At 60.1% G+C, this 11,357-nt stretch carries 9 protein-coding genes; 7 read left to right on the forward strand and 2 right to left on the reverse strand.

All coding sequences use genetic code 11. The annotated features are described in order from the left end of the window. Nucleotides 1-176: 176 nt before the first annotated feature. The 5 genes from LB529_RS26760 to LB529_RS26780 all read left to right on the forward strand — a co-directional run bounded on the left by LB529_RS26760 (nucleotide 177) and on the right by LB529_RS26780 (nucleotide 4,837). On the forward strand, nucleotides 177-1,859 hold the full coding sequence (locus LB529_RS26760; RefSeq protein ID WP_224712770.1) for a histidine kinase: 1,683 nt from the start codon (nucleotides 177-179) through the stop codon (nucleotides 1,857-1,859). Nucleotides 1,860-1,864: 5 nt separating this feature from the next. Further along, nucleotides 1,865-2,512 (forward strand): response regulator, encoded by a 648-nt coding sequence (locus tag LB529_RS26765; RefSeq protein ID WP_095765745.1) that lies wholly within the window; start codon nucleotides 1,865-1,867, stop codon nucleotides 2,510-2,512. A gap of 196 nt (nucleotides 2,513-2,708) precedes the next feature. Continuing rightward, nucleotides 2,709-3,644, forward strand: a complete 936-nt coding sequence (locus LB529_RS29165) for a helix-turn-helix domain-containing protein (protein WP_224712771.1) — start codon at nucleotides 2,709-2,711, stop codon at nucleotides 3,642-3,644. 480 nt (nucleotides 3,645-4,124) lie between these two features. Continuing rightward, nucleotides 4,125-4,493 carry a phage integrase N-terminal SAM-like domain-containing protein gene (locus LB529_RS26775; protein WP_224523679.1) on the forward strand — a complete coding sequence of 123 codons (369 nt, stop codon included), beginning with the start codon at nucleotides 4,125-4,127 and terminating at the stop codon, nucleotides 4,491-4,493. A 41-nt stretch (nucleotides 4,494-4,534) separates the two neighbouring features. After that, nucleotides 4,535-4,837: a hypothetical protein gene (locus LB529_RS26780; RefSeq protein ID WP_263482398.1), complete on the forward strand. Its 303-nt coding sequence runs from the start codon at nucleotides 4,535-4,537 to the stop codon at nucleotides 4,835-4,837. Between the two features lie 190 nt (nucleotides 4,838-5,027). Here the strand turns inward: LB529_RS26780 and LB529_RS26785 are convergent, their stop codons facing one another. Further along, complete coding sequence (locus LB529_RS26785; protein ID WP_224712772.1) at nucleotides 5,028-7,313, reverse strand: mechanosensitive ion channel family protein; 2,286 nt, start codon at nucleotides 7,311-7,313, stop codon at nucleotides 5,028-5,030. 179 nt (nucleotides 7,314-7,492) lie between these two features. Between LB529_RS26785 and LB529_RS26790 the strand changes: the two genes are divergently transcribed. Both LB529_RS26790 and LB529_RS26795 read left to right on the forward strand, forming a co-directional pair. Continuing rightward, on the forward strand, nucleotides 7,493-7,711 hold the full coding sequence (locus LB529_RS26790; RefSeq protein WP_140846269.1) for a glycosyltransferase family 2 protein: 219 nt from the start codon (nucleotides 7,493-7,495) through the stop codon (nucleotides 7,709-7,711). 6 nt (nucleotides 7,712-7,717) lie between these two features. Next, on the forward strand, nucleotides 7,718-10,615 hold the full coding sequence (locus tag LB529_RS26795; protein ID WP_411962586.1) for a glycosyltransferase: 2,898 nt from the start codon (nucleotides 7,718-7,720) through the stop codon (nucleotides 10,613-10,615). 60 nt (nucleotides 10,616-10,675) lie between these two features. Here LB529_RS26795 and LB529_RS26800 read toward each other — a convergent pair whose 3' ends face one another. Then, entirely contained in the window at nucleotides 10,676-11,356 is a 681-nt protein-coding gene (locus LB529_RS26800; RefSeq protein ID WP_224607096.1) for a redoxin domain-containing protein, read from the reverse strand. Nucleotide 11,357 lies beyond the last annotated feature (1 nt).

Below are 11,357 nucleotides of genomic sequence, written 5' to 3' on the forward strand. Positions count from 1 at the left end.
GGAACAATAGGTTTCCGTGCTCCTATTGGATTGCCCGAATCTGACCTGGATTGAAGGAAGCAGCCCTTTTCTCGCGCCGCCCCTGCGCGCGGACGATTTTTTCGTTCCGAGCGAAACCAAGGGTGGATAGGCTGCTGTCCCACAGTCGAGGGCGCGTCATGGACAGAATTGGGGGAATGGTTGACGATGCTGGCGCGAAGCTGAAACTGCTCGAGCAAGAACTGGCCCATGCGAGGAGCGAGCTCGATGCCAGCCGGAAGATTTCAGCCCAGCTCACCGAAGAGAACGAGGCACTTCGTATCCATGCGGACCGGCGGCAGTGGGAGGCGGGCTTCCGGCTGGCGACTGATACGACACCCGGATTGATCTGGTTCGGCCGAGCGGACGGTTCGGTCGAATTTCTGAACAGCCAATGGTGTGCCTACACCGGGCTCAGCATGGAGGAGGGGTTGGGCTGGAACTGGGTAAGCGTCATCCATCCGGAGGATCTCCCCGGCCTGATCGAACATTGGGGCGAGATCATCAAGTCGACACGTCCAGACGAGCATGAAGCGCGGATGCGCCGGTTCGACGGCGCGTATCGATGGTTTTTATTGCGCTGCGCGCCGCTACTCGACGAGTCGGGCGCCGTGATTCGATGGTACGGCACGAATACGGACATCGAAGAGCGTAAACGCGTAGAGCAGGCGCTCAGTGCTTCAGAAAATGTATCGCGTGGCCAGGCCGAGGCACTCAAGAGCACGCTCGATGCACTGGCGATGGAACCCGTCGCCGACAAGTTGGTGGAACACGTGCTGCGCATCATCACCGAGCAATTCGGAGCTCATAGCATCAGCGTCTGGCGACGGGATCCCGCGACTGGAATGATAGGCATCGAGATGGCCTTCGAAGAGGGCCGGGTGGTAACCAGCGCCGATCCGCGGTTCGCCGGAATGGACAAGTGGCTGCCGATGGAAGAGCGCTGGCCTTGGCCGGAGGTCTTTCGTACGGGTAAGCCCAGCCTCATTGAAGACATCCGCACGGTCCCGGCATTTTCCCTGCGCGATCGTCTGCTGCCGATGGGCATTATCACTGTGTTGCTGGTGCCAATGTTCGTCGCTGGCCATCTTGAAGGGGCGATCGGTCTTCGCTTTGTCGAGAAACGGGTGTTTGGCACGGAGGAGATGGACCTTGCTCAGGCTTTGGCCAACCAAGTGATGCTGATGATCCAGTTCGCGCGCCTTTCCACTCAGACCCGCGAAACGGCCGTGATCGCGGAACGCAATCGCATCGCTCGCGACATACACGACACTCTTGCCCAAGGGCTGACGGGCGTGATCGTGCAGTTGGAAGCCGCCGAGGACGCAAACCTGCGGGGGCTTTCTGCGGAAGCTGGAGAGCATCTGGACCGCGCCCGCCGCCTGGCTCGCGAAAGTCTTAACGAAGCCCGGCGTTCAGTACACGCGTTGCGTCCGCAGGCATTGGCCGACAGCAATCTCAGCGGAGCGCTGGCGGAGTTATTCACGAAGATGACGGCAGGAACGAGCCTGAAACTGGATTTCGCGGTGCTTGGCGCACCACGATCACTGCCTCCCGATTCGGAAGAGAATCTGTTTCGTATCGGCCAGGAGATCCTTACGAACGCCTTGCGTCATGCACGGGCGAAACTGGTTGTCGCCAAGCTGATCTTTCTACCGGGAGAAGTCTGCCTTGATCTGACCGATGACGGACGCGGCTTTGATCCTTCGAGCAAGAATGATGGATACGGTTTGCTTGGAATCAGGGAGCGGGTCGAAAGAATAGGCGGTCGGCTCGTTGTTCAAAGCTCAGCGGCGAAGGGCACGGCCGTGCGCATCACCTTGCCATCGCAGAAGGCTTGAACGTCATGAGCATTGCTCCCGAAAACACGCCAGCCGCCAAGATCAGGGTTCTAATTGCTGACGACCACGTAACAGTGCGCGAAGGTCTGGCGGCAATTATCGGCCGTCAGCCGGACATGCTGGTTGTCGCGGAAGCCGCAACCGGCCGTGATGCCGTCGATTTTTGGCGACAGCAGCATCCTGACGTCGTGCTGCTCGACCTGCGTATGCCGGTTCTCGACGGTGTCGCGGCAATGGGCGAAATCAGGCAGCAGGATCCTTTTGCGCGCGTTGTCGTTTTGACGACCTTCGACACGGACCATGAGATTTCCCGCGCCATCAAAGCCGGTGCCCGTGGCTACCTGCTGAAGGACGCTCAGCGGGAAGATCTACTCGACTGCATTCGTAAGGTTCATGCAGGCGAAATCTGTATCCCATCGCTGCTGGTCGCAAAGCTTGCAGCTGCCGTCAGCAGCGAAGAACTCAGCGGCCGCGAGATGCACGTGCTGACGCTGCTGGCGCAAGGCAAGGGGAACAAGGAGATCGGCCTAAATCTGCACATCAGCGAAACGACTGTGAAGTCGCATTTACGCAGCATCTTCAACAAGCTCAATGTTCTAAGCCGGACCGAAGCGATCTCCGTCGCCAGCCGGCGGGGTCTGGTTCAGCTTTAGCAGATCACAGGCTCAAGGTCTTCTCGCGCTTCTGTCGGCGTCCCGGCTGCGCTTGCGGGCTTCGTTCGAAAGTATGAGTCGACGCCGGGCCATTGGAAGTATCGGAAATTCCACCGCTTCACCAATTTCGCGAGACCTCCGCGAAGTGCATCCTATCGGCATTGCAGGGACGTTGTGCTGCCGCGAGGGACAACCGGTGAACAGTCAAACGACCGATCGTTTAGGCGAAACGACGACGGGCTTCATGGCAGCCGCCGAGAAAAGGGTTGCGCACAGACAGATGCGATGCTTGACCGGCGTTAGTGTCGAAGTCGCCCACCTGCATGGTCCCGGTCGGCATCTGGAGGACCTAGGGTCAAACCGGCCGCGACTGACCGCGATCCTGGAGCAGATCGGCGGCCGCGCGGAAATGCTTCTGACGCCCTTCTGCCCGACCCAGTCCATGCCTCCCTCCGCGGGAGGGGCTGTCAGACATCTCACCTTCGTGCCAGCCGGGGTACCTCTCTGGCAGTTTACCCGACAGTGCCACTACATCCGCCGGCTGGTCGTCGATTTCGATCTTCCTGAACTGGCGGTACACTTCGGTGAAGCCTTCGAGTTTACATCCCGCCTTACGCCGCGTGTAATGTTCCACGACAACCGCCTCCTGGCTCTGGTTGAATTGCTGGCCGATGCCTGCATTCACACCCACCCAGATGATCGCCTCTATGGAGATAGCCTCGCCCTGGCGATATCGTACAATCTGTTCGGCTTGAGACGGCAGGAGGAAAAACGGGGTGGACTTGCCCCCGCACGGCTCCGCCGAGTGACCGTGCTCATGGAGCAGAGTCTACCCAGAGCCATCCCTTTAAAGGACTTGGCCGATATGATCGGACTTTCCGAGGGCTATTTTGCTCGTGCTTTCAAGGCTTCTACAGGAATGTCGCCGCATCGCTGGTATCTTGCCGCGAAGATACGAGAAGCACAAAAAGCGCTGCTTCAAACAAGCGACGCGCTGGCTCAAGTGGCACTTGCCAACGGATTTGCCGATCAGAGCCATTTTACGCGTGCCTTCAGAACGATCACTGGCTACTCACCCGGGGCTTGGCGCAGGAGCCATCCGACACAGGAATCCGATTTTGCCGCTGCCTAAGGCGCGATACATCGCGCCTGGGCGTCCTAACTTGCTCGATCGCGTATCGATCAAACAATAAGGCCGCCCCGGTTAGACCGGGACGGTTATTGATTTATGATGAAAGTGTTTGCGGAGACGGCCAGCCACTGAAACCGACATTCGCTGGTCGTCAGGTTTTGATCGTGGCTGTGAAGTCTGAAATGGCGCAGATATTCGGAAGAAGTCACCGCTTCCTTGTTTGTCATTTCGGCAGACCAAAACGAGTGCTTACCGCGTTATCGCCGCATTCCGAGCTTCACCAATCGTCGTCCGCTAGCCTCAAGGGACTGCCCTCCCAATGAATGTTCGAGGTGACCGAATTGAAGCCCGAAGAACGAACCCGCTGCGCGGGATGGGCGCGTGGGGTGAGGTAGAGATCACGAGCCGGCGTCGCGCTCGCATTGAGGGTGGTTCGGCAGCGGCAGAGCATCACGGGCTTCTTCAACAAGGAGCCTGACCATGCCCTATCCTGTTCTTGATGCACCTATCAGTCCACTTCGTCAGCGGCTGATCGACGACATGAACATGCGGCGTTTCTCACGGGAGACGCAGCGCAACTATCTGGGCGACATCGGACGCCTGGCGACGTTCCTCGGGCGTTCACCAGACACAGCGACCACCGACGACCTGCGCCGGTTCCAGATCGAGCAGCAGGACGACGGTGTTCCCGTGCCGAGGATGAACAGCATCGTGTCGGCGCTGCGCTTCTTCTTCACACATACGGTCGATCGTCCCGATCTGGCGACGGGCCTGCGCAAGAGCTACGAGCAGATGGAAGTGTTGAAAGGCATCGACTTCGAGATGGCCGCCGGCCAGAGATCGCGCTGATCGGCCCCTCGGGCTCGGGCAAGGCCACCTGCCTGCGCTGCCTGAGGAGCCGAGCGCCGGGAAATCCATCTCGATGGCGAACGGATCGGCGTCAACCGCGGCCGGCCGATGAACGATCGCCGTTCGCCCCGCAACGCGCCGAAATGGGAATGGTCTTCCAGCTGTCTAATCTCTGGCCGCATCTTTCGGTGACGGAGAACGTCGCGATCGCCGTGCGCAAGGTGCGCGGGCTTCCCGCCAGGGAAGCGAAGGAGCTGGCGCTGGAGATGCCCGCCAAGGTCCACATGACCCACCGCGTCCACGACGAACCAACCTCGGCGCTCGATCCGGAACTGGGTGCATGAGGTGCTGAAGCGGCCGGCAGGACGAACTTGCCGTCGACCTGCTTGAACTGGGCTCATTTCTCCTCCAGCCTCTTTCGAAACATCACCGAATGCGGCAATGATCGGTCCGAGGGACACGGAAAGAAAGAGTATCCCTGCCACGGGCGATACGCGGAAAGCTGTACTGTGACTCGCAGGTGTCACAGCTTTCCTACTCCGTTGTGCTGGCTTTTTTTCTGCGCCGATTGGTGTGCGACTGCGCGACGGCCACTTTCAACTCGGGTGTGATCTCCAACGGCGCGTTCCCATGTGGGTTCTGCAGCCCCTCGACGTGGACGGTCGGGAATGGGAGTTCGATGCCCTGCTCCTTGAAGACCTGGCGGAGACGTACATAGAATTTGCGTTTCATGTTGAAGGCGCCTCCCGGTCTGGTTGTGGCCTTGACCCTCAATACGATGCCGTACTCGCCGAACTCCTGTACGCCCTGCATTTTGATCGGTTCGAGCACCCAGTGTTTGAACTCGGGATCTTCCGCCAGTTCGAGCCCGATCCGCTTGATTAGCTTGCGGGCGAAGTCGATATCGGTGTCATAGCCGACGGTGATATTGAATTTGTCGATAACCCAGTCACGGCTCTGGTTCTGAACTGCCCCGAGTTCACCGAAAGGTATCGTGAACAGCGGACCACGATGGTGGCGCAACTTCACCGAGCGCAGCGAAAAGCTTTCCACAGTACCCTTGTAATTGCCCGAGGAAATATATTCGCCGACACGAAACGCATCATCGAGCAGAAAAAACACGCCCGAAATGATGTCCTTGACGATGGTTTGTGCCCCAAAGCCCACCGCGACGCCGACGACGCCAGCGCCAGCGATCAGCGGGCCAATCTGGATACCCAGCGAGGCGAGCATCATAAGCACCGCCATCACTATGATCGATGCGAGCAGAATGTTCTGGAGGATAGGCAAGAGCGTGTGCAGCCGCGCCTGCTGCGGATCGAGGATCGGGACGTCCTCGTCGCCGATCACAGGGTGCGGTGTTTCGATGCCCAGCTTTCGTTCGATCAAAGCTTTGATGATCGACCAGCCGAAATCGGCTGCGAGGGCAATGACCACGACATTGATCAGGCCGCGCAATACGACCGTGGTCGTCGTATCGCTGTCCCGCATCGACTGCATGTCCAGGCCCCAGACACGCGCGAGAAAATAAGCCGCCGCCAGGATCAAGATCATCCGGACTCCGCGGTCGATGACAGCGATCGTCACCGCCGGGATCGTAGGCCGGCCAGCATCCTCCGAACCCGGCCGCAGGACGAAATTGACCCCGCGCTGCGTCAGCACGACCGCCAAAGGCAGGAAGAATGCGGCGAAGGTAAACCAGAATAATATATTGAGGCCGGCGATGCGCAGCAGGAACAGAACGACGAAATAAGCAGTCAATAGCCATGTCGCTGCCGTGTGGCCGCTTTGGTGCGCACCGTCTCGCTGTGTTCTTGGTCGACGCCAAACCGCAAGCAGCAAGAGCAACAGCAGTACGAAATCGGCGCCCGTTGACAGGACCAGCATTCCGTCCCGATCGATGCCGAGACCCGGCAAGAGGATAAACGCCGCGCCGAAGAAGGCGAAGACGCCGACGATCCGGGGTAGCCAATAGAACCAATGGTCGGCCGTTTCGTTGGTGATCGGCAAAGCACGAACCTCGACGGCGTTCTCGACTTTCATGAAGGAAGGGACGAGCATGGCTGCGAGGTACATGCGCACACCCGCCGTAACGACCGCAGCCATCAGAAATGTCAGCACGATCTCGCGGATAAGCATTGGCCAGTCGAACAACATGAACGCGCCGGCGCTGCCCAGCGCGAACGATACGATCAGCAGGCTGGAATAAAGCGTGCGGCCGCCAATCTTCTTGGCTCGCCCAATCGGCGTATCCTTCGACTGCGCGATGATCCAAAGACGAAACGGACGGGTGAGCCTGTACATTGCCCAGGTGAGCGCCACGCCGGCGGCGATGAAGATCGCAATCAGCATGAATACGCCGGCAGAGCCCTTGCTTGACATATCGTCCATGGTCTCCGTGCGAACGCGCGCGAACTGACCTGGCAGTAAGGGCACGGTTCGCGCAATTCTTTCGATATGATGCTTGATCCGATCGAGCGTCGAGGATGCCATCGTATTCATCTGGCCCGGTGCGGCCGCGGGGTCGGACGATATGTCGGCCGGCGAAGCTCCCGCCTCGGCAGGCGCTCCCGTCGGCCCGGAGCCCTGCTTTCGCTGTTCGGCCACCCAGGCCTTCACTGACGGATCGTCGAGAAGCTCGAACAGCTGTTTGATCTTTTCAGGCGGGACGGCCGCCGGCGCCTGTGCCTGTACCGGACCGGCCAACAAGAGGGCGATCCCAAGGACGAGCGGCCCGGCAATCACCGCCAGCAGTGCCGTCAGATCTCCGAAATGTCGTGCCGGGCGCGCCAGATACCCGGCTCCCAATCGTCGATTCATGAGTGGCATCGTGGTTTAACCTTCCCTCAAATCGGCAGGTAACGACGTCTATGTCCCCCATTACTCCTACCTTGAAGAAGCCGAAGTTGTGGTGCAAGACTTCATCGTTCCGAGCTAGACCGTTGCGCCGGGCACGTTTTTGACATTCGCCGACTCTTGCCGAAGAAAACGAAAGCTCGATGATCCAGGACAATGCTACCGCAGGCGGTGTGATACCGATGTTCGATGCCAAGAAAACCATCGGCGCAACGCTTGCCGGCATCCGCCGGAAGACCTACCAGGTACTGGATATAGTCGTGATGGATGATGGGTCGACGGACGGATCGGCGTCGATTGTGACGGCCTGCGCCGAGAAAGACCAACGCATCCTGTTCCACCTTCGAACTAGGCGCGGGTAGGACGGCGTGGCGTCTAATCCTTTGGTTTCAATCGTGGTTCCTGCGCACAACGCGGAGGTAACGCTGGCGCGCGCGCTCGATTGCCTTCTCGATCAGGAAATAGTGGATTGGGAGGCGATCATCGTCGACGACGCCTCCACGGACCGCACCCCCGCTATCATTGCCGGTTATGCGGAGCACGATGCCCGATTTCGGGCGTTGAGGTCTTGCGCGGATAGCGCCGCCGGCGCGCGCAATAGCGGGATTTCGACAGCGCGCGGCCAATGGCTCATGTTTCTGGACGCGGACGATTGGGTGGATGCCAGCTTCCTTGCGAAAATGCTGGCCGCATTGAAAACCACGCCCGATGCAGTGGCCGCCTATTGCGGTTCTCGGCGCGTGATGCCCGATGGCGAACTCACCCCGTCGAGCATCTCAACTGAGGTTGCGATCCAGCCCTTCGAAACTTTCGCCCGCCGGTGTGCCATTCGCACTCACGCGCTGCTGGTCGACCGGGAGACAATTGTCGAGTTGGGCGGTTTCGATGTGTCGCTGCGCACCTGCGAGGACTGGGATCTGTGGCAGCGCCTCGCACGTCTAGGCAAACGTTGGGTGATGGTCGACGAGCCGCTCGCTTTCTATAGCGTCAGCCCCAACTCGCTCTCCCGCAATTCGACGCAGATGCTAGCAGATGCGGAAATCGTGATCGCCCGCGGCTTTTCTCCTGATCCCAGGGTCAAACACCCAGCATCGGCTCACGCCAATGGAGCGATCGAGGCGAACGGCCGCACCGCTTCCCAGGCACTCGCGTGGTTCGCACTGTGGAACGCCGCGTCGGATTGCGGCGGCGGCTCGCACTCGATCAACCCGCAGTCCCTGCGCGCGCTCCCGGCAGGACGTAAGTGGGCGCGTGAGGTCGCCAAGGTGGTCTTCGATGGCCTTTTGGTAGGAAGCCTATCGGTGCCAACGCAACTGGCTGCCAGATGGGAGAGGTTCGGCGGCTCTCTCACCGAGCTGATCATCGAATTCGGCAAGATCTGGGACGATCCCGCTGCGGGTCGCCGCGTCCAGTATCACCTTGAGCAAATGCTTCTCGACTTCGACGATCTCGCCGCGCCGCGCAGACTGGCACGGACACTGGGAATTCGCGTCGACGCTCGAAATCCGATCTCGATAGAATTGCCGGAAGGAATCGACCAAATTTATGCCTATCTGATGGTGGACGGCCGGATCGAGGCCCGCGTGCAGTTCGGCGCGCTCGGGAAAGTGACAAGGAGCCATTGGATTAAGCTGGCCTCGCAGAGCGGCGTTGCCGACAATTCAAACCTGTCTGCAGCCGAGGCGTCGTTGCCCATGGCGGAGCATCCGTCTGATCCGGACAGCCACTTCGGCAAACTGGCGCGATTGGCCGCGGAAGCGCAGGGGCTGGTTCGGTCGAGCGCCGAACCTTTAGAGCCACTTGCAGCACCGCGCCGTAAACCGGCCGCGGATGACCACGATACTGATCGCACGTCGTTCTGGAATCGCCGTTTCGCGACCGAGGATCCCTGGAACTATCGTTCGCCCTATGAGCAGGAAAAATATGAGCGGCAGCTCGAAATTCTGCCTGCCGGTCCCATCGGACGGGCTCTCGAGCTGGCCTGCGCGGAGGGCCACTTCACGCGCCAACTAGCGCCGCGAGTCGGCCATTTGACCGCAACTGACATCTCCGCCATAGCCATCGGGCGGGCGCGCGCGCGATGCAGCGATCAGCCGAATGTTGAATTCGGTGTGCTGGATTTCTCGGCGGACACGCTGCCAGGTGGGATGGATCTGATCGTCTGTTCGGAAGTGCTCTACTACCTGGATGATCTCGCCGAGTTGCGGCGTATCGCCAAGAAATTTGTTGAGGCGTTGGCGCCTGGCGGCAGTTTCATCAGCGCACACGCATTCGTACTCCGTGACAATGTTGAAAGGACGGGCTTCGACTGGAACACTTTCGGCGCACAAGCGATCTCAGAGACGCTGGCAGCGACTGAAGGCCTCGTCCTCGAGCAATCGATCCAGACCGAGCTCTATCGCATAGACCGCTTCCACCGCCTGTCACCAGACGACGTGGCGACGGAACCGATGATTGATCATGTGCCGATCCGCGCACCCATCGGTATTGGGGTCGCGCGAAATATCGTTTGGGGCGGGGCACGGGCCTTGCGCCGCGACGTCGCACGTAGCGAGCGGCGGCAGCGTATCCCTGTCCTTATGTATCACAGCGTCGCCGATGATGGTCCGGCCGCGCTCGCCCGTTTTCGGTGCACGCCCGCCGCATTCGAAGGCCAGATGGCATGGCTGCGTTCCAATGGCTTTCACGCGATTATGTCCGAGCAGCTGGAATGGTCCATTGCCAACCGCCACCCTTTCGTTGGCCGCCCAGTGCTCATCACTTTCGATGACGGCTTCCAGAACTTTGCCGACCATGCCTGGCCGACCTTGCGCAAGAACGACCTGACCGCGGAGGTATTCCTGGTGACGGACTTGGTGGGCAAAAGTGCCCAGTGGGACGCCCACAGTGGTCCGCCGACGCAGCTTATGGACGCCGGGATGGTGCGACGCCTCGCCGGCGAAGGTGCGTTCTTCGGAAGCCATCTGGCGACGCATCGCGCGATCGATGGTCTGTCGAGTTCTGACTTGGCCGCCGAGCTCCTGCGTTCTCGTATGTTCATCGAACGGTGGACCGGTCGTCCAACCACGACGTTCGCGGCACCCTTCTCTGTCACCGACCGACGGCTTGGCCGGCTGGCCAAAGAGTGCGGCTATCGGATCGGCTTCGGCGGCAAACACGGGCCGGCGGACCTCGATTGCGACCCCATCGACCTTCCGCGCATCGAGGTTCGCGGGGATCGCTCGCTCGACGACTTTGTTGCCACTGTCGAGGCCGTACTCGAATGAACGGTGAACAAACCTCTTCTGCTTTTTTGTCGGTGTCCGCCGACTACCTTGGTCGCAAGTCTATTGGGCGACCTGGGACACGGCTGACATCAGCTCCTGCGGGTTCGGCGCCCCAAACATGTATCGCCCCCCCTCTGGGACTTCAGTGAAGCTCCAGCGGACGACCCCCTGACGGTCCAGCAGGAACTGACCGATCAGTTGTCCGTGACCCGTTGCCATCATCTGCTCGTCGGCCTCGGTCACTTCGTAATGGTCCTTCTTGTCGAGGAATTCGCTGGCCGCAAAAGGATCCATGGGAGCGGGCAACTCGCCTGGTATGTCGACCCGCATATCCTTTGCCGCTGCCATCGAGACCTTGTACGGCCAGTTTGTCTCGTTTTGGGTGAATTCGAGATTGGGCAGTCCAAAGGCACGATGTGAAGCGCGTTCGGGGTCGGAGGCCGCAAGCAGGTTCGGCATCGGGTGATAGCGGAAATAGAGACGCGCCCGTTCGATCGGCGTGTTGACCACTGTCAGGCTTTCCACCCCCTTTTCGCGCAGCTCCGGATCAAGCCGCGCCTGGGCGGCGATATGGCGCCGGCAGAACGCACAGTGCAGACCTCGAAACAGGCCGACCAGAACCGGCTTTTGTCCGCGAAAGTCGTCAAGCGCGATCTTGCCTTCCTGGGTAATGGCGTCGAGCACCACGTTCGGCGCACGGTCGCCCGGTTGAAGCGGTACCAATTCAATACGCGCGGACATT

The organism is Mesorhizobium sp. CA5 (assembly GCF_020165105.1).
Lineage (GTDB): Bacteria > Pseudomonadota > Alphaproteobacteria > Rhizobiales > Rhizobiaceae > Mesorhizobium.

Coding starts and splice junctions, on each gene's coding strand:
- LB529_RS26760 (WP_224712770.1), top strand. CDS start 177: ATGGTTGACGATGCTGGCGCGAAGCTGAAACTGCTCGAGCAAGAACTG.
- LB529_RS26765 (WP_095765745.1), top strand. CDS start 1,865: ATGAGCATTGCTCCCGAAAACACGCCAGCCGCCAAGATCAGGGTTCTA.
- LB529_RS26775 (WP_224523679.1), top strand. CDS start 4,125: ATGCCCTATCCTGTTCTTGATGCACCTATCAGTCCACTTCGTCAGCGG.
- LB529_RS26785 (WP_224712772.1), bottom strand. CDS start 7,313: ATGAATCGACGATTGGGAGCCGGGTATCTGGCGCGCCCGGCACGACAT.
- LB529_RS26790 (WP_140846269.1), top strand. CDS start 7,493: ATGATCCAGGACAATGCTACCGCAGGCGGTGTGATACCGATGTTCGAT.
- LB529_RS26800 (WP_224607096.1), bottom strand. CDS start 11,356: ATGTCCGCGCGTATTGAATTGGTACCGCTTCAACCGGGCGACCGTGCG.